At 41.6% G+C, this 18931-nt stretch carries 14 protein-coding genes; 2 read left to right on the top strand and 12 right to left on the bottom strand.

Going from position 1 to position 18931, the window contains the following annotated elements; all coding sequences use genetic code 11:
* The 4 genes from Q0Z55_RS06905 to hisIE all read right to left on the bottom strand — a co-directional run bounded on the left by Q0Z55_RS06905 (position 1) and on the right by hisIE (position 6806).
* Positions 1 to 2841 carry a monovalent cation/H+ antiporter subunit A gene (locus Q0Z55_RS06905; RefSeq protein WP_297426151.1) on the bottom strand — a complete coding sequence of 947 codons (2841 nt, stop codon included), beginning with the start codon at positions 2839 to 2841 and terminating at the stop codon, positions 1 to 3.
* Positions 2842 to 3183: 342 nt separating this feature from the next.
* The gene (locus tag Q0Z55_RS06900; RefSeq protein ID WP_297426148.1) at positions 3184 to 4509 is read right to left on the bottom strand and encodes an AAA family ATPase; all 1326 of its coding nucleotides are present in this window, start codon (positions 4507 to 4509) and stop codon (positions 3184 to 3186) included.
* Positions 4510 to 4529: 20 nt separating this feature from the next.
* Positions 4530 to 6014, bottom strand: a complete 1485-nt coding sequence (locus tag Q0Z55_RS06895) for a UvrD-helicase domain-containing protein (protein WP_297426145.1) — start codon at positions 6012 to 6014, stop codon at positions 4530 to 4532.
* 9 nt (positions 6015 to 6023) lie between these two features.
* On the bottom strand, positions 6024 to 6806 hold the full coding sequence (gene hisIE, locus Q0Z55_RS06890) for a bifunctional phosphoribosyl-AMP cyclohydrolase/phosphoribosyl-ATP diphosphatase HisIE (protein WP_297426142.1): 783 nt from the start codon (positions 6804 to 6806) through the stop codon (positions 6024 to 6026).
* Between the two features lie 138 nt (positions 6807 to 6944).
* Here hisIE and Q0Z55_RS06885 point away from each other — a divergent pair, with 138 nt between their 5' ends.
* The gene (locus Q0Z55_RS06885; protein WP_297426139.1) at positions 6945 to 7265 is read left to right on the top strand and encodes a hypothetical protein; all 321 of its coding nucleotides are present in this window, start codon (positions 6945 to 6947) and stop codon (positions 7263 to 7265) included.
* On the opposite strand, the gene Q0Z55_RS06880 is transcribed toward Q0Z55_RS06885, so the two are convergent.
* From Q0Z55_RS06880 to Q0Z55_RS06845, 8 genes are all read right to left on the bottom strand, one after another.
* Entirely contained in the window at positions 7260 to 8333 is a 1074-nt protein-coding gene (locus Q0Z55_RS06880; RefSeq protein ID WP_297426136.1) for a patatin-like phospholipase family protein, read from the bottom strand. The genes Q0Z55_RS06885 and Q0Z55_RS06880 overlap by 6 nt on opposite strands.
* An 82-nt stretch (positions 8334 to 8415) precedes the next feature.
* Positions 8416 to 10098 (bottom strand): hypothetical protein, encoded by a 1683-nt coding sequence (locus Q0Z55_RS06875; RefSeq protein ID WP_297426133.1) that lies wholly within the window; start codon positions 10096 to 10098, stop codon positions 8416 to 8418.
* Between the two features lie 234 nt (positions 10099 to 10332).
* The gene (locus Q0Z55_RS06870; protein WP_297426130.1) at positions 10333 to 11430 is read right to left on the bottom strand and encodes a hypothetical protein; all 1098 of its coding nucleotides are present in this window, start codon (positions 11428 to 11430) and stop codon (positions 10333 to 10335) included.
* Between the two features lie 64 nt (positions 11431 to 11494).
* Positions 11495 to 13054 carry a hypothetical protein gene (locus Q0Z55_RS06865; protein ID WP_297426128.1) on the bottom strand — a complete coding sequence of 520 codons (1560 nt, stop codon included), beginning with the start codon at positions 13052 to 13054 and terminating at the stop codon, positions 11495 to 11497.
* A 210-nt stretch (positions 13055 to 13264) separates the two neighbouring features.
* A complete protein-coding gene (locus tag Q0Z55_RS06860; protein ID WP_297426125.1) occupies positions 13265 to 14884 on the bottom strand; it encodes an AarF/UbiB family protein in 1620 nt (539 codons plus the stop codon).
* An 18-nt stretch (positions 14885 to 14902) separates the two neighbouring features.
* Positions 14903 to 15553: a hypothetical protein gene (locus Q0Z55_RS06855; RefSeq protein ID WP_297426122.1), complete on the bottom strand. Its 651-nt coding sequence runs from the start codon at positions 15551 to 15553 to the stop codon at positions 14903 to 14905.
* 10 nt (positions 15554 to 15563) lie between these two features.
* A complete protein-coding gene (gene ubiE, locus Q0Z55_RS06850; RefSeq protein WP_297426119.1) occupies positions 15564 to 16481 on the bottom strand; it encodes a bifunctional demethylmenaquinone methyltransferase/2-methoxy-6-polyprenyl-1,4-benzoquinol methylase UbiE in 918 nt (305 codons plus the stop codon).
* Between the two features lie 166 nt (positions 16482 to 16647).
* Entirely contained in the window at positions 16648 to 17352 is a 705-nt protein-coding gene (locus Q0Z55_RS06845) for a hypothetical protein (protein ID WP_297426116.1), read from the bottom strand.
* Between the two features lie 157 nt (positions 17353 to 17509).
* Here Q0Z55_RS06845 and Q0Z55_RS06840 point away from each other — a divergent pair, with 157 nt between their 5' ends.
* Positions 17510 to 18916: a phosphate--AMP phosphotransferase gene (locus Q0Z55_RS06840; protein ID WP_297426114.1), complete on the top strand. Its 1407-nt coding sequence runs from the start codon at positions 17510 to 17512 to the stop codon at positions 18914 to 18916.
* Positions 18917 to 18931: the final 15 nt, after the last annotated feature.

Genomic DNA, 18931 nt, shown 5'->3' with positions numbered 1-18931 from the left:
TTATTTCCCCTTAGGTACAGGACCCGACATGCTTGAATGACGTGAATCACCCAGCACCGAGATCAGTAACATCGTTGCACCTACCACCGTGATATACACCCCTAAATCAAACAGGGCTGCTGAGGCCAAATGCATCTCGCCTAACACCGGAGGCGATACATAAATGTGTGCACTTGTTAAGAATGGACGACCCCAGAACCATGACCCAATACCTGACAGTCCCGCAATCACTAAACCTGCACCAATCCATACTTCATATAAACGTCCAGATTGGGCATTGAGCATTTGTTCGGCACGATCTTGACCTAAAGCAATATATTGAATGACCAGGGCCATAGCCGTGACCAAACCTGCAATAAAACCACCCCCTGGTAAGTTATGACCACGTAAGAAGATATACACGCTGACTACTAAGGCCAATGGTAAAATCCAAGACGCAGTCATACGTAGCATTAAAGGCGATGGGTTAAAGCGATAAGTTAGGCCTTGGGTAATGGTGGTGCCATGCGCACGCATACCATCCATCATACATAACGCACCAATTGCCGCGATGCCAAGCACGGTGATTTCACCAAAGGTATCAAAGCCACGGAAATCTACTAAAATCACGTTCACCACGTTGGTGCCGCCACCCAGTGGAATCGATTGTTGCATAAAGAACCACGAAATCGAGTTGTGATCACGGGTCATAATCAGCCAAGCAATCCAACCAATCGACAAACCGCCACCAATGGCAATTAAAGCATCCCGCCAACGGCGTGAACGACTCGATTCATAAGGCGTAAGTTGCGGTAATAAAGATAAGCTCATCAGCAACAACACCGTGGTGACCACATCTACCGTAATTTGGGTTAAAGCCAAATCGGGTGCCGACAACGCCACAAACATCATGGTGACCACTAAGCCCACTGCACCACTAATCAAGACAGCTTTGATACGTTCATGGTGGAACCACAACATCATCCAACAGGCTGAGAACAATAACAGCCATAACACAATGGCTAAGATAGGTGCCGGGGTTAAGATGCGCGTGCCTGTGGTTAAGTCTTGGAATAACAATGGCATGGCCACCAACACCAAGGTGAACACAATGATGTAAAACAAATAGCTTTGTAGTGAACCGGTTTCAGTATGGACTTTGAGCTTACGTGCCCATTGCAATAAATGTTTAAGCGCATCTTCAAAGAGTAATTTGCCTTGCAGTTTACCTAAGCGTGGATCAAGGTCGATGTCACGCAAACGTCCACCTTTTGCCAAAGCAAAATAAAACAGTAAACCACCCACTAGGGCAATCACACTCATCAATAGCGGTGTATTAATACCATGCCAAATAGCAAGATGAGTGCCTTCAAAAGCGAAGTTTTGCGTACTGGCACGGGTCGTGGCATTGACGATATGTTCAAGCAATAAACTCGGTAAAATTCCGACTAAAATACATAAAATAGCAAGTAACGTGGCCGGTGCACGCATACCAAAAGGTGGTTCATGCGCGTCTTTATTGGGTACGTTTTTACCAAGAGGGCCATCAAAAAATACCCCATGTACCAAACGTGTTGAATAGGCCACGGCAAAAATACCGGCTAAAGTTGCCACCACTGCCGAAGCAATCATCAGTGGTCCAGTTAAGTTAGCCAAAAGTTCGGTAAAGAACATCTCTTTAGATAAGAAGCCATTGGTCAGTGGCACACCCGCCATAGACGCGGCAGTAATCATGGTCAGTGTGGCGGTAAATGGCAACAGTTGCCATAGACCGGATAACTTACGTAAATCACGGGTGCCAGATTCATGGTCAATAATGCCAGCAATCATAAACAGCGCCGCTTTAAACGTGGCATGGTTAATAATGTGGAACATGGCAGCGGCTACCGCAAGTGGTGAACCAATGCCCAATAAACACATAATTAAACCTAAATGACTGATGGTGGAATAAGCCAACAAGCCTTTTAAATCTTCCTTAAAAATGGCAAAAAATGCAGCCATACATAAGGTCAACAAACCCACAAAGGTCACAATATTATGAAATAACGCAGCGCCGGCAAAAATTGGCAATAAACGCGCCACTAAAAAAATACCGGCTTTCACCATGGTGGCAGAATGCAAATAGGCCGACACTGGTGTTGGTGCCGCCATGGCATTGGGCAGCCAAAAGTGAAAAGGAAATTGCGCACTTTTGGTAAAAGCACCCAAGAGTACCAATAACAACATAGGCACAAATAACGCATGACTTTGGATCTGATCCGTCATTGTTAAAATCTGATCAATCTCATAGGTGCCGGTGATTTGTCCCAGTAAAATAAAACCACCCAGCAGACCCAGACCGCCCATACCGGTAATGGTGAGTGCCATACGCGAGCCGCGTTGTGCAGCATCGTAATTGCTCCAATAACCCACCAATAAAAATGATGAAATACTGGTTAGCTCCCAAAAGGTCAGCAGTAAAATCAAGTTATTAGACAGCGCAATCCCAAGCATGGCTGCCATAAACAGCATTAAAAGCATGTAGAGCTTACTGAGCGAATTTTTGGGGCCTAAATAGTAATAGGCATAAATAAAAATTAATGTCCCAATGCCGCTAATGAGCAGCGCAAAGAGCAACCCCAAAGCGTCAAGCCTAAAGCTTAGATTTAGGCCTAATTCAGGTAGCCAACGCCATGTTTGTTGAATGACCTGACCATTGAGTACATCAGGGGCATGTAAAAGCAGTAAAACCAAACTGCTTAAACTGATGCCAATAGCCGCTAAAGCTGTTACCCCGCGCGAAAATTGCTTCAGCCACGAGACAAGGGTGGTGCCTAGTACTAGCGGTAATAAGATAATAATCGGTAGCACACTGATATCCATTGTCGTGATAGGTTAAAAACCTAAGGGTGAATCTTATTTTTTCAAACTTACAGGACCACAAAGAGTGATCCAAAAAAGGCTCAAGCTTGAAAACCAAAGGTGTTTACAGGTGTCACTAACAAGTTGTGTTGCGCAACTTGATGAAAAAAACGACATTAAAATCGGATTTTACTATAAAAGTGTTGATTTTATTTGATCTTATTACACGAACAACACAACTTCAAACACTTTTGCGCAGACACCAAAAAAACATAAAACCTGCTGAGTTTAACCTATGTCAACTAGGCTCAAAGCAGCATACTCTGGTATTGCTTGATCAAGCACAGCCTTGCATGACAGGGCTTATTCAAGAGTTTTACTATGCAACTGCTGGGCGTGTAAATTCTGTAAATCCAAAATCAATTGCTGTTGTTGTTCTAGATTGAATTGTTGCTGAATCTGGGTCAGTAACTCATCATAAGGCTGTTCAGGCAGGGTGAGCATCTCAACAGGTGTTGTAGTTTCTGTGAGTTCAAGACATGGGGTGTACAAATTACGGTAAGTTTCATTAAAAATCATAATTTGCGTAATTAAGGGCTGTAATTTGCCTGCATGCAATTTTAAGCAGTGATATTCAGGTTGCAGATTGAGTAATTCAGGATTAGATGTGGTTACAATGATCTGTAGCTTTGGAAAAGCCTGTTGTAGACGTGGTAACAATGTACTGATATGTGACTCATCCAGTTGCTGTTCAATTTGATCAATCAGTAACATACCATCCCCTGCTAAACACGGTTGTAACTGAGTGGGATTTAATACGCATAAACGGCGTACCACATCGCCAATTAAAGCAATCCAAATTTTTAAACTGCTGGCCAGTTGTTGATACAGCAAGACCTCGCCATTGATTTTGACTTTAAGTTGAATTTTAGGTTGATAGTCTAAAAACAAATCTTCAATTTCAGGCAACACGGTGTGTAGGGCAGTTTTAAGTGCTGTTAAATGAGGACGTGGTGGTTGAGTAGTCAAGTGCTGTTGCACATCGGTCAGCTCAAGCTGTTGTAAACGGGCTAAATAGGTAGCAGCTTGGGCATTTTCAACATCATGAATTTCACGCAGCCATTCAAAAAAACGACTAAACGTGGTGTAAGGGATACTCACCAAATCATAGGCATACTGCGCTTGTAAAACCAGCGGATTATTTTTACTCAGTAAACTGACCTCATGAATAAAACGCTCTGCTGGATAATAAGCCAGCAAAGGTAAACCATAATCAGGGTCGTGATGATTGGCACGTTTATACATTTTGGCTAAATGCTCTAACTCAGCTGTTTCCACTGCACTCAGATTTGATTTTTTGAGCTGCCATGTATAAAGATTAGGGCGAGGTTCTGTATTTTGTGTATGTATAAATTGTTGTAATGCATCACTGATCTGCACGCTCACTGTTAGCTCCGCGGTTTGCTTTTGTTCTAACATGTCTTGTTCGCTCATGACCACGCCTGAGCTACGTAAATCACGTGAGCGGGCTTGAAACCATGTCAGGCTATGATACAGATGTTTTAATAAGCTGCTTTTGCCTGAACCTTGTTCGCCGGCAATGACAGTCATATGCTTGTGGCTTGGAATATTGAGTTTGAGTCGAACAAATGGAGCGGTATTTTTTAATATAAACGTAGAGAGCTTCATTGAGCACCTAAATGATGTATTTATCTACGCATTGATGCTGGCATTTTCTTGTTGAGTAATTGCATCAAGTCATAAATATGGTGAATATTTAGACTGACTTTAGCACGAGTACACGCAACATACAGTAAACGTAACTCTTCATCAGTTATTTTATAATCATTTTGATTGAGCTTAAATTGGTAGTCATCTTCAATGTGTACCCGATTCCATTCTAAGCCTTTGGCTTTATGCGCCGTGGAAATAATATAGTCGGCTTGGGCAATCGGGGTGATTTTGACTAAAGCGCGTTTAAGTGCATCGGTGCCGTGATCATCCACCAATTTGACCAAAGGTTTTATGTCACTGCCTTCATTGGTTTCACAATATTCATGCACGTCATGCCATGAATTAAACCAAGCCAGTTCAGGCACATCATTGGGGCGGCGGCCTTGTTTGAGTAAACTCGCTGCATCGACAAAGCGCGCCAATTTAACATGGTCAGCTTGTAGACTGACTTTATCGCCTTTGACTAAACCTGCCAGTAACAATTCCATAGCGCGGGCGTTGGTGCGGCATAAAATCGCATCACGTGTACCATGATGTTGTGTACGAATTAATTTTGAATCAAGCGCTTGGTAACCCAATAGAGGTACGGTTTCATGTAAAGCACTTAAAATAGCATTGGCATTGGCTGCAATGTCGGGACCAAAACGAAACGATGTGGTCAAACGTGATTCAGGCAAAGGCAGTTTTTGCATGGCATTGATAGCACCACGCCATGCATAAATTTGCTGATGTGCATCGCCAACATAAATCACTTGTGAGCGTTGTTGACGTAGCAAAATCCCAAGCATTAAAGGGTCGGCATCTTGGGCTTCATCAAACAAAATATAGTCGGCAGGAATATTTGGTTCAGACAGTGCCCACAGTTTTAAATAAATGTCATGCCCAATACCAGCTTGATGATGAGGATCAATCGACTCTAACCAACGTCGTTCAAGCGCAGGATACAAATGCTGTTGTAAGCTTTCGATATCATCGGGGTGTAACCAGCTTGGGGCTTGTAAATGTCTGGGTGCAGGATATTGCGAACTCGTTGAGCAAAAAAAGCCAACGGCATCCGCCACTAAGCTTGCCAAGCGCGAGGGCATAAGGACGTATTTTTCATAACGTCCACCCATGAGGCGGCGTAAGGTAATGGGGGTTAAGTGGTACTCTTTGGCTAAAAAGCTTGGACTTAACCGTGGTAATCGCAGTTTGTTGGTAATGCCGCGTGCCACATTGCGATAAGCAAGTGAGTGAAAGGTACGACAATCCACGTTACTGCCAAATTTGCTTTGCGCTTCGGTGGCAATGGCTTTGTTAAATGCCAAGTACATACCACGCCGTTTGGGCATGGCAGCACTCATCATTTGTAAGGTGGTGGTTTTACCTGTGCCGGCATAAGCCACAACTTTTAAAGAGTTGCCTTGGCAGGCTTGTTCAATGGCAACCGCTTGTTCGGGGGTGGGCTGATGTGCAGACACAGACAAAATTTAGTGGTCTCGGTTGGCTTTTTCAACCAAACCTGATAAACCTTGACGACGTGCCAATTCATTCAGCACCAATTGCACATCAAGATCAAAGTAACCAAGCATGACAATGGTATGGAACCAAAGATCTGCTACTTCATAAATTAAATCGTTTTTATTATCTTCTGTGGCATCTGTTTTAAAGTCTTTAGCCGCAATAATCGCTTCAACACTTTCTTCACCAACCTTTTCTAAGATTTTGTTTAAACCTTTATGATAAAGCTTCGCTACATAAGATGAATCAGGATCAGCCGCTTTACGCTCTGCCATCATTTGACCTAAATATGACAATACTTCAACTTGTTCTGCTTGAGCCGTTGATGCATTCATGGCAAGCGTATGTGGGTTGCTTGATTTTTCACCGTAGATCGTGTTTGGATCTTTAAGTTGCGCGTCGACAATTTCCCAACCATTTGCGGTGAGTTTACGATAAAAACAAGATTCACGACCGGTATGGCAGGCAATCCCGCCGTGTTGCTCAATTTGTAACACGATTACATCGGCATCACAGTCTAAACGGATTTCGTGTACGGTTTGAAAATGACCTGACTCTTCACCTTTATGCCATAATTTTTGACGCGAACGTGAAAAATACACCGCTTGGTTTTTCTCAGCTGTTAACGCTAAAGCTTCACGGTTCATCCAAGCCACCATCATCACACGCCCGCTTTGATGATGCTGTGCAATAGCAGGTACAAGACCGTGTTCGTTAAATTTTACTTCATCGAGCCATTGCAGATTGTTCATTGGATTCACCTAAAGGTTTAAAAAAGAAAAGTGCAGAATTTTGCGAGTCTCATATTAGCCTAAAACGCTTGGCTTTTGGCATGGCATCGTTTAAAAAAATCATAGATCACGACATTGTATGTCGTAAAGGGGGGAAGTTTGAAATATATAGGGTTTGGATGTGTGCTGGTGGTATTGCTCAGTGGGGGAGCTTATTGGATATGGCAGCAGCAAGATTTAGGCAAAAATCTACAGGTACAGCGTGAGCTTGCGCGTATTTATAAAATGGCGGTTATCAATCAAGATCAACAGACCTTGCAATTAATTAAAGAGGCTGACCAAGATCGACGTTTAAGCCAAAAAGAATGGCAAACTATTCAAGCCAGCCACAGCGAAACCTTAAAAAATTTTGACCACTCAGATGCAATGGCACGCGAAAAAGCATTTTTACAACGCAAAGCAGCACAACAAGCTCTATAAATCTTGTAGATGCTCAGCAAAATTTTGCTTGTGTAACAATTCTAAAAAGGCATCGCCTAAACGCTGACTTTCGCTTACGCTTTGTTGCCAATATTTAATTCGGGTTGCCTGATCTAAACCTTTTAAGGCAAAGTCTTTACGATCGGGCAAACGACCTAAAGGTAGATGTTTTAAATACTCAGCTGAGGGTGAAATTAACAAAGTTCGTGCTTGATGGTTTGGATTTGCGCGGCGTTTTATGCTTTTATCAAACCATCCTGGTGTAATAGAGTCAGTAAAATGTGGATACAACACAATACCTTGGCTGTTAAACGGTAAATCAATATGGTAGTCAATTAAACCCCCATCACGATAACTACCTTGAGCATTGGGAATGTTTTTCACCGCATGCATGACCCCCGGAATCGAGGCAGAAGCCATCAGCCAAGGCAAGATATTGTCTTGCTCAAGAGCATGATAATGGGTGACAAAATCATCACTGACTTGAAATAGTTGACCTTGATTGGGTTGACTAATCACGCGTTGCATAAAAAAGCGATTATATTTACGTGATAGAGCATTGCATCCAATAATACCTGCAATAGATGCCAGTAAAGGCACAGCACGGTCACTTTTAAACAGATGCCGTGCTTTGGCAGAGATAATGGTGAGGTGATAATCGGGATGTTCAATCATCTGTTGTTCACGACCTTGCACCAATTCAAACAACATATTTGGACAAATTGCTGCAATGTCTTGCATCTTCATATGTTGATCAAAATATAAGTGGGTATATAGATCAGCTAAACGGCTTAAACCTTGTGTGGCGCCCCAAGCCGTAATACTAGCAAAACGCCAAGCCCCAATGGAGGAGCCAATTAAAGTACGCCGCTTGGGTGCTTGTGGTAAAAATTCATTAAAAATAGCTTGCTCTAAACCCAAAATACCAATGCCTTTAGGACCACCTGCTGCACCGGGAAGAGTATCAACGTCTTGAGCACATAAGCCCTGTTGTAGAATATGCGCTTTGGCAATGGGACCAGCTTTTAAGGTTAATGGGTATGCAGATTTTTTTAAAATATGGTGCATTATCAAGAAGCGAATATAAAAATAAAAAGACCAACAAGCTTAGCATAAGCCTGTTGGTCTGTTTGTTTAAGCTAGCTGTATGTTAAGGCGCAATCTTAAACTTGGCGCTAATACCAGAACCAAAGCTTTGCGCGTTAATTTGATACTTGTTGCTTAACACAGGTTTTTGCTGTGCATTATCATTGGCGACATAGGCATTGTTCTGAGGTTGTAATACAGCTGTTAATAGTACTGTTTCACCTTTTAATGGCAACTTGGTTAAATTGGCAAACTGTGGCGCAATTTGAGCCAATACATCACCATTTAACGCCACTTTTCCATTTTTTAACACATCAATTGGTGTACCTAAGGTGATATCAGCATTAGGTACCGATTTTAATGTTGAGCTTAAATTGAGTTTGGCACCACTCGGTAAGCGTGCAGCTTGTAGCTCACCAGCAGCATTAAAGGTTAAATTTAAACGATCAATACTAATAGTGACTTGTTTGTTGCTGAGCGTATTGAGATTCAGACCAGCAGAAAAATCTAAGGTTTGATTGGTTAATTTGCCGTAGCTTTCAACACCAAGCAGTAAACCATTGAGCTCAGATAAATCAATTGGGCTTTGTAAAGAATCATTAAACTCTTGATAAGTGTAGTTTGTATTTAAAATACTAAAGCTAGCCAACTTAATATAGTCGGCATAAAACTCTGCCGTTAAACTTTCTTCTAAGGCTTCTACATTAATAGAACTATCAATTTCAGCCAATTGTATTAAGGCATCGGTTAGATTTTCTTGGCTTGATGAAGCAGCTGCATTGCCTACATTTGCAAGAGTGCTACTGGCTTGCTCAGCAGGGAGTGTCAGCGCCGCGCTTAAAGTGCTGACTAATTTATGAGTTACAATAGACTCTTTGGCTGTTTGCAGATCGGCTGCGGTTGATTCTTGAATCGCATCTACGCCTGCGCTAAAGGTGTCGCTTGGTAGACTTTCTAAAGTCTCTTGTACACTTTGTACATTAGCAATAATGGCAGGGGTAGCAAGTGCAGCTAAGTTTGCACTGACTTCATCCAGTTTACCTTGGTATTCAGGTGCCAAGTTGTCTTCAATTGCAGTTAAAGTTTGGCTAATGGTAGCTTGAATGATGGCTGGGTCTTGTAAAGAACTAATAGAGGTATCTGCTGTAAGCGCCTGACTTAAAGCTGCAAAAATTGCAGCAGTAAAAGCCTCTTCTGATAAAGATGCGCCAAGTGGTGCAATACTCGATTTAATTTGTTCAACCAACTGTTGTACCACCACTGTTTTGGTATACAACTCTTGACTGTCCATTGGGTCAGCTGTGAGCAGATTTGTACCTTGTAAACCTAAAGCTCGCGCAATTTCTGCATTTGCTTCGGTCACTGTTTTACCTGCTTCAACTTGAGTTTGAATCAATGTAGTAATTGGTGACACAATAACATGATTAGAACTTGATTTTGGTGCTTTTAAAGTAGAACTAAAAGCCAAATTAGTGGCTGTGTCTAGACCACCTGAAATACGAATGCTACTAGAACTACAGCCCAGCGGAAATTTAAAGTAACCTTGTGCATCGGTCTGGGTCGTTTGATTTTGACAGTCTTCAAAAACCACCAATGAACCTGCTAAAGGACCATCTACCGCACGCCCATTTTTTTCAGTCACAGGTTTAACACCATCGCTACTACTTCCACCCCCACCGCCACATGCAGCTAATGCAGCTGCAATAGAAACTGCTAGTATCGAGTTATAAAAACGTGTATTTAACATTATTATGTCCTTAGATTGTCAGTATGTTTTTGTAGTTATATCAAAAAAAGATACAAAAAAAAGCAAACTTTAAATCCATTTTTTTTTGCTTGTCATAATTTTTTTGCATTTTAGGGTGTTTTATTTTTATAAAGATTTGTTTAATAAATGTTATTTATTTTAAATTTAACGTGAATTGAGTCACAAAAAAAGGCGCCTAAAATGTAATTTAAACGCCCTTTCTTGATGCGCTACTTAGAAACTATGTAGTTTAAGCCCCAATGAAGCTAAACCATAACGGCGATCTAAACGTGAGGCTGTCACGCCATTGTATAAAAATGGAATATGACCGACAAAGTTATGTTGGTAAATTTCACCTTGTACAAATGCGCTCATACGCGGTGTTAGATCATAACTAAGTTTTAAACCTAAGTTATGATTGTCTTTAATTGCACCATTGCCAAATTGCGCTACGCGATCATCTATATCTTTGCGCCATAAACGTTGGTATTGATAGGCCACTTGGCTTTCAAATTTCTGATAACGCCAATTCCATGAACCACCTAAACTGGCAAAATAGCTGTCATAGTTAAGGTCTTTGTCTACCTCTAAACCATAGTCTTTGGCATCACCTACAATTTCAAGATCATTGACCATTAGGCCATCAATATTACAACGTTCTAGTAATTGACCCACATATTGGTTGTTACTGTTAATCTGAATATTGGTCAGGCAATCGCGATAACGGGTGGTGAGGTTAAGACGCTCCATCTCCACTTTGCTATAACCTAAACTTGCAAACGCATTAATTTGATTCATGTGGTCAATTTTACGTGAAAACATGGCATCAAATTGCAATTGGAGATCTTGCGGCTGTTCAACGCTGACGCGATCAAAGGTATTTTGATTTACCCGTGTTGGAGTAGATTTGGTCAGCTCATCGCTTTTATTTCCCCAAACACTGGCACGAAATGCCAGTGCATCATTTTTGTCTAAGAATGAAAATTCCGGCTGATAACGTATGCCTAGTAACGCTGTGTGAATAGTGTTGGTATCTGGAGCTAAATCGATATCGCGATAGTGGTAGCGACCTTCAATGCTCCATTTCTGATTGAGTTGATACTCAGCTGCAATATTGCCACCAATATAGTCGCCACGATCACCACTCACGCCTTCACTTTGGCGCATGTCAAACACATCAATAGTATCATTGACAGCATCAATGGCAATTGTGACTTTAAGCGCTCCGTCTTTAGCTTTAAAATCATCTGCTTGTAAAAACAAGTCGTTTGGTGCTGCAATACTGTAGCCACTTAGGCCTATTAAGCTAAGAATTAGATATTTTATTTTCATAGAGTTATACATATATTTAAGCATGATAAAAAAGGTCAGCACATGTGCTGACCTTAAGTCTTAATTATTTCAGTTTAAAGTACGCTGCTACACTTGGCGCTGAGAAGTTGATGTTTCGAATGCTCATGCTAGACACATCTAAACCTAAATTGCCATCAATTTGATAGTTAGTTGGTGCCACGAAGATTTTAGCACGTAAGCTGTTGCCTGATACCAAACTAGCTTTGTAAGTATCATATGCAGACTTTAAACGCTGATCGCTATTTAGCAGTTGGCTTAAAGAAATAGTTCGGTTATTGCTCACGCTAAAAGCACGTGGTAGCTCAAATGAAGCATATGAAGTGCTTGCACTGGTACCCGGTATTGGGAAATTCAGACTAGATGCTACCGTAAGCAGTGTATCTTTATTGATGCTTGCTGTTGCGATACGACCGGTCTTATCAAAAGTGACCTGCACTTCATCTAAGATGACATCTAGTGTTTCTGTGCGATTATTGGTTTGTGCTTGAATGCTAAAACCAAGTTTGAAGTTATCTTGTAGTGCTTTTTGCGTATTTTGAATACCAAAATTAAATTCAACTACTGTATCAATATCTTTAAGATCAAGTTCAATCGGTTGTACTTGGCTTGAATTTTTTAAATCCATTACACTGTAATCGGCCACAGAGAAATCGCCATAAATAGGTTGGGTAATGATCTCAGCTGGTGGTGGCTGCAAAGTTTCTTCAAGAACAGCCTGATTTTCTGGTTTTTGCAGTTCTAAAAGTAATTGCTGTCCATCACCGCCTTGTTGAACCAAAGTATCTAATAAGGTTGATAATTTAACAGAATCAGCCGCGATGTCACTGATTAAACTCGCTGGGATTGTTGCATCTGGATCTTGAGCTTGGAGTTGATTTTCAGCCATGCTAAATGCTTCAATGAGTACAGCATCTAATGTGTTTTCATCAAAATTTACTGCACCATCTTTAAATAAAGGTTGCTCTTTTACAATGTCAATGACCGCTAAAAAAGCAATTTGGGCTGCTTGATCAGCACTAAAAGCTGAGGTGCCATTGATTTGTAAGCTTTCTAAGTTATCTTCAATTTTGTTGACCAATTGTTGCAGAGCAAATACTGCGGCAGCAGTTTGAGCATTGGCATCGGTAACAGGGTTAAAGGTACTTAGGTCTTGATCTACATCATTAATGCCTAAATTTTGCAAAATGGTAGGCAATAGGGCTTGCTGACCTGCATCAACTAAATGTTTTTCTAAGGTGGTTAATGGCGTCACTGCAAGTTGAGTGGCTTGATTAAAGTTCGTGTTTTTTAATTGTAAGCGACCTGTAAATGGCAAGCCTGTACCTAGATCTATACCACCGCTAATCAGCATTTCTGAAGATTGGCAAGTTGCTGTAGTTGTAAAGCTAAACTGACCTTGGGCATTGGTTCTTATAGGTGCACAATTGGGGTTACTAAAGCGAATAAGTGCATCTTTTAAGTAAAAATCTACTGCTACACCATTCACTGTGTTGCCTTTATACGCCGGTGCAGCGCTATCACTACCCCCCCCACCGCCACCACATGCAGCCAAAGTTGTGATTGCAGCGCTCAGCATAGAGATTTTCAAAGTTTTGCTAAACATACGTAGACCGATCCTAAATAAAAATAATAATTTTTTAATGAGTTTACTTATAAAGAAAGACAGTAAAAGATTACTTGTGTCACATTAAGGATGAATTATAGGCAAAATTTAAATAATTACGAGTTTTTATATGTCGATTTTGTAGTTATTTTAAAGGGTCGAGTACTACCGGAATAAAAAGACCATCATGTTGATGGTCTTTTGGTTACTTTATTTGGCGATACGCCAAAGGGCTAAAATGCTACTTAAGCCAATCAGTACGCTCGAGATATACCAAGGCGTAATGACTGAGATTGCAAGCAATACAGCGATGATGCTGCCAAAAAACCATGAGCGTTTTTGTTGTTGTTCCATTTGTAGCCGTAAATGTTGTAATTCACGCAATTGCTTTTCCTGCCAAGCTGACTGATTTTTTAAGCCATTTAAGCTATCAATCAGGAGGGTAGGTAAGTCTTGTGCACCTAAGAGTAAATCAGGAATTTTCTCACCCAACTCTTTAAGATTTTTTTGTGGATTCATTTGGGCTTTGACCCAATCGGTGAGAATGGGTTTGGCCAGTTTCCAAATATCAAGCTGTGGATACAGGTCCGTGCCTAAGCCTTCAACATGCACTAAAGTTTTGAGCAATAACATCAATTGCGGTGGAATTTCTAAATGGAAACGACGTGCAATATCCATTACTTGTAGCAAAATGCCTGCAAAATCCAATTGATCCATAGGTTTAGAAACCATTGGGCCAACGGTGCGACGCATTTCCCGTGCTAATTCGTCTTGATTAGTGCCCGGAGGAATCCAACCGGCTTGATGCACAATTTGAATGAGTTGTAAGAAGTTACTGTTCATGACGGCAAGCAGCATACGCGCTACGGTCATTTGGTCACTTTTAGACAGCTCACCCATAATGGCGCAATCGAGGGCGATATAACGTGGATTGCTTGGGTTAATGGTTTCTACAAACACATTACCCGGATGCATATCGGCATGGAAAAAGTTATCACGAAACACTTGGGTGAAGAAAATCGTGAGGCCTTTTTCAGCCAAATCAGCACGATCCATGCCCATTTCATCAAAAACATGGGTTTCAGAAATCGGCACACCGGTGATGCGCTCGGCCACCATCACATCTACGCTATCCATATACACTTCAGGCACATACATCATGCTAGAGCCGGTAAAGTAATGGCGCATACGACGGGTATTGTCTGCTTCTAAAGTCAGGTCTAACTCATTTAAAATGGTTTGACGATAGCTTTGAATAATTTCCGATAAATGCAAAGCGCGAGCCGCTTCAAGACGCTTTTCTAAGGTGAGACCCAACCATTGCAAGATTTCAAAGTCTTGTAATAGCTGACGTTTAATATCAGGACGCGTGACTTTAACCACCACTTCACGCCCATCATGCAAAGCTGCGGTATGCACTTGAGCAATCGATGCTGCGGCAAGCGGTTGTTCATCAAAGCGGGCAAACAAAGTAGCAATATCGGCTTTTAAAGCACTTTGAATACGCATTTTGGCTACATCGGAACCAAAGGGTTTGACTCGATCTTGCAATAACACCAATTGTTCAAGCACTTCGGGTGGAATCAAATCACGGCGGGTTGAGAGCAATTGACCTAATTTAATGGCCAATGGTCCCATATCTTCTAAAGCTTGTTTGAGCTTTAAAGGGTTGTCTTTTTCTTTGCTGGACCATGCCGCAGGATGCAGACGAATCAGTTTTAAAATCGGGCGGGCTTTGGCAGGAAGTTCTTCGGCAGGAAACAACGTGTCGAGTCTATAGTGCGCGGCGATGCGCCAAAGTTCGAGTAAACGTGAAACATGCGGAATCATAAATGCCATTACCTAAAGTTAAGAAATTTTTTGTTGCAGCGCTAAAATTTTCGCTTCAGCACGATCAAGGTTTTGCAGCAAGCGACGGGTCGCTTGTTGTAGTTCGTCCATTTGCCAACGTGGTGCAAATAAACCGGAATCTTCTTTTAAATAATCTTCTGCAATAAAGGCTTGGCTGTGCAGTTGATCTTTCATGAGGCGAGGTAAGCGTTGTAATTTACCAATTTCATGCGCTAAATTTGCCCCAATCCATGGACTTAAATGTGCCGCTAAGTCGAGTTCGCTGTTTTGCATGATGCGCTGCACCTCTTGCAATAGACGATAATCGCCTTGCAAAGGAATCGTGCCGATTTCATCACTGAGCAGCAGTTTGAGCAGTTCTACGATATTGCCAACATGTAAAGTTGCCGTTGCGACAGTAGGTACATGGTTTGGGTCAAAGGGACGCTGCTCAAAAATAGAACCTGTTTGACTGTGTCCTGTTGGAGTAGGTTCTAGGCGCACTTTGCCATCATCAAAGCAGACATCAACAGACAGTTGCGGTGTGTCAATCACTACGCGCAACACTTTGCCTTGTAAGCCATTGAGCTGAATACGGGTAATCGCATCCAGATCAATGAAATGATGCATAAAGCGTTCGATTGCACCTAAGGCAAGAATCGACCACATAAGTTAAACCTTAGAGTTTAAAGCCGCGATGTACTGCTACAATACCACCGGTTAAGTTGTGGTAGTCGCAGTTGCTAAAGCCTGCATTTTCCATCATGCCTTTTAAGGTACGTTGGTCTGGGTGCATACGGATTGATTCGGCTAAATATTTATAGCTTTCTGAGTCATTAGCAATGATTTTGCCCATCACCGGTAATGCTGTAAACGAGTATAAATCGTAAAGCTTTGAGAATGGTTCAAACACAGGTTTAGAAAATTCTAATACCAATAAACGACCGCCCGGCTTTAACACGCGGTACATCGCTTCTAATGCAGCATCTTTATCGGTTACGTTACGTAAACCAAATGAAATGGTCACTAAGTCAAAGCTGTTATCGGCAAAAGGCTCTAAAGTTTCGGCATTGGCAAGCACAAAATCAACGTTGGCACAGCCTGCATCAATTAAACGATCACGACCGACATTCAGCATCGATTCGTTAATATCAGATAACACCACATGACCTGTTGGGCCAACTTCACGGCTAAAGACTTTGGCTAAATCACCTGTACCGCCTGCAATATCCAGCACATGCTGACCACGACGTACACCCGACATATTAATCGCAAAGCGCTTCCATAGACGGTGAATACCAAATGACATCAAATCATTCATAATGTCGTATTTAGCGGCCACCGAGTGAAACACTTCGGCAACTTTTTGCGCTTTTTCTTCGCTATTTACCGTTTGATAACCAAAGTGAGTTTTTTCACCCACATTGCCGGTATTGGCACCACGCGGTAAATTATATTTAGGAATAGCGCGTGTTGTAGTGGCTTCAACGCTTTGTTGCTGACCTTGTGGCGCACCTTGTGGGAGTGGCTCGGTTAAGAATGGGCTCACTTTGTCTGTGTTCTGTGCATTTGTAGGCGTTTGATTTTCGTTAGACATGAGTCTCACTCCTAACAGGGAAATAGAGTTAAAAACAGTGCATGCATCATGACAGATTCTAAAGCCTTATAGCGATGCAGACTTGAATGTGTTGCATAATATACAGAAAAAACACTGCATTTGTTGTATTTATAACGCAACCAAAGTGCAAGCGATGGCTTTTCGCTTATGCAAACGGTTGTGGATCACCGGCGTGTACTTTAGCAATAATTTCACGTTCTTGAGCGGTAAAGTCACGCACAAATTTTTCAGCCGATTTAAGTGGCTTCATGGCAGCAAAACCATCTTGCATAAAATCATACATCACATCAAATTTATGTTTATAGGCCGTACTTTTACACATTTTAAACGCAGTATGCACCACAAAAGAACGCAAGTATTTATCTAAACTTAAACCCAATTGATCCAGTTGGCGTAATTGTTCTAAACGCTGTGTGCCTTGGTCTAGTTTTAAATAGGTCACACGCATGATTTCGTCGGTTAATGGGGTGTTTTCAGGATAATCTTGCAATAACTGGGCAGCCACTTGTTCATCAAGCTGTACCGCGAGCAAAGCCAATTGAATACCAGCAGTTCCAGTTTTAATGGCATTTTCGGGAATCAGTTTTTCTGCTTTATGAATCTTAGGCAGCAAGCGCTGAATCTGCGCAGCAAGGGCATCAAAGTCTGGACCACCATACAGGCGATTCATAAAATATTCGGCCATTAATACATTTTGTTTTTGTTTAAATTGTGGCGCATGGCTACGAATAATGCGTTTTTTTTGCCAATTTTGCACATCACGTAATCGCTGTAATAACTGCGGATTGTGGTGATAATTTAATTGTTGATACGTCATAAATAGATCGTTTAAAACCGCAAGTTTTGACATATCGGCTCCATTGCTTGCCACTGTGCCTTAAGCTTAAAGATTTACACCTCAAACAGCTATCCTTAAATCCAAAAAAAACGATTTGTTGATTGCAAGCTGCACTAAATCTTTGTACACATAGAAGCCACAACCATAAAAATGATAAGGGCAACATAACATGGCAGAAAAATTTAAAGCAATGGATGAAGATCAACTGTCCTTAGATTTAATTGAGGCACAATTTGCTTTACGCCAAAGCCGTGACCAAAAAAATGCCAAAAGTTTACTGATTTTGGTCAACGGAATTGATTTAGCCGGAAAAGGTGAGGCGGTTAAACAACTACGTGAATGGGTCGATCCGCGTTATTTAAAGGTAAAAGCCGATAAAGCTTTGGTGCTGGAGCGTGAGCAACCTTATTGGCTGCCGTATGTACCATTTATGCCCAAAGAAGGTCAAATCACTATTTTATTTGGCAATTGGTATACCGACTTACTCAGCACCGCGATGCATGTATCGAACCCAATTGATGACAGTTTGTATGATGATTACATTGCCAAAATGGCGCAGTACGAACAAGATTTAAGAAACAATAATGTGGATGTCATTAAGGTGTGGTTTGATTTGTCATGGGAAACTTTGCAACAACGTATTGATGAGATGGAACCCAGTGAAGCCCGTTGGCATAAATTGCAAAGCAGTGATTGGCGTAATCAAAATAAATACAAGACCTTGCAGCGTTTAAGATCGCGTTTTACCCAAGATTGGTTAGTCATTGATGGGGCAGATAAAAACCGTGATCAAATTTTTGCCCAACATATTTTAAATGCCTTAAAAGACTGCCCCGATCATATTAAAACCAGTGCCAAAAAGTGGAAAAACAATCCTATTCCCCAAGTTTTACGTTCACCTGAACAAAACGTATTGGACAAAGCTGAATATAAGGACAAACTAAAAACCCTAACCCGTGAAGTTGCCGACGCTTTACGTTTTGATCCACGCGATGTGATTGTGTGTTTTGAAGGCATGGATGCAGCCGGTAAAGGGGGGGCGATTAAACGTATTGTGCAAAAGCTTGATCCGCGTGAATATCAAATTCATAGCATTGCCGCACCTGAACCGTATGAGCTGCGCCGCCCATATTTATGGCGCTTTTGGCGACGTTTACAAACCGAAGGCGATATTAGTATTTTTGATCGTAGTTGGTATGGGCGGGTGTTGGTTGAGCGTATTGAAGGTTTTGCGCATCCAGCCGAATGGCAACGTGCCTATGCTGAAATTAACCGTTTTGAACAAGACTTAATTGAAAATAACAGTGTGATTGTCAAAATTTGGTTGGCGATTTCTAAAGATGAGCAAGAGGCACGTTTTAAGGCGCGTGAAGAAACGCCACATAAACGCTTTAAAATTACCGAAGAAGATTGGCGTAATCGTGAGCGTTGGGATGATTATTTACAAGCCGCTGCCGATATGTTTACCCATACCAGTACTCAGGCTGCGCCGTGGCATATTATTGCCACGGACGATAAAAACACCGCACGAATTGAGGTGCTAGAAACCATTTTAAAGCAGCTCAAAGCCACATAAAAAAATGCCCTTGCG

Source organism: uncultured Acinetobacter sp. (assembly GCF_947626835.1).
Taxonomy (GTDB): Bacteria; Pseudomonadota; Gammaproteobacteria; order Pseudomonadales; family Moraxellaceae; genus Acinetobacter.
This window is presented reverse-complemented; position numbering and strand designations above follow the sequence as displayed.

Coding starts and splice junctions, on each gene's coding strand:
- Q0Z55_RS06905 (WP_297426151.1), bottom strand. CDS start 2,841: ATGGATATCAGTGTGCTACCGATTATTATCTTATTACCGCTAGTACTA.
- Q0Z55_RS06900 (WP_297426148.1), bottom strand. CDS start 4,509: ATGAAGCTCTCTACGTTTATATTAAAAAATACCGCTCCATTTGTTCGA.
- hisIE (WP_297426142.1), bottom strand. CDS start 6,806: ATGAACAATCTGCAATGGCTCGATGAAGTAAAATTTAACGAACACGGT.
- Q0Z55_RS06880 (WP_297426136.1), bottom strand. CDS start 8,333: ATGCACCATATTTTAAAAAAATCTGCATACCCATTAACCTTAAAAGCT.
- Q0Z55_RS06875 (WP_297426133.1), bottom strand. CDS start 10,098: ATGTTAAATACACGTTTTTATAACTCGATACTAGCAGTTTCTATTGCA.
- Q0Z55_RS06870 (WP_297426130.1), bottom strand. CDS start 11,430: ATGAAAATAAAATATCTAATTCTTAGCTTAATAGGCCTAAGTGGCTAC.
- Q0Z55_RS06865 (WP_297426128.1), bottom strand. CDS start 13,054: ATGTTTAGCAAAACTTTGAAAATCTCTATGCTGAGCGCTGCAATCACA.
- Q0Z55_RS06860 (WP_297426125.1), bottom strand. CDS start 14,884: ATGATTCCGCATGTTTCACGTTTACTCGAACTTTGGCGCATCGCCGCG.
- Q0Z55_RS06855 (WP_297426122.1), bottom strand. CDS start 15,553: ATGTGGTCGATTCTTGCCTTAGGTGCAATCGAACGCTTTATGCATCAT.
- ubiE (WP_297426119.1), bottom strand. CDS start 16,481: ATGTCTAACGAAAATCAAACGCCTACAAATGCACAGAACACAGACAAA.
- Q0Z55_RS06845 (WP_297426116.1), bottom strand. CDS start 17,352: ATGTCAAAACTTGCGGTTTTAAACGATCTATTTATGACGTATCAACAA.
- Q0Z55_RS06840 (WP_297426114.1), top strand. CDS start 17,510: ATGGCAGAAAAATTTAAAGCAATGGATGAAGATCAACTGTCCTTAGAT.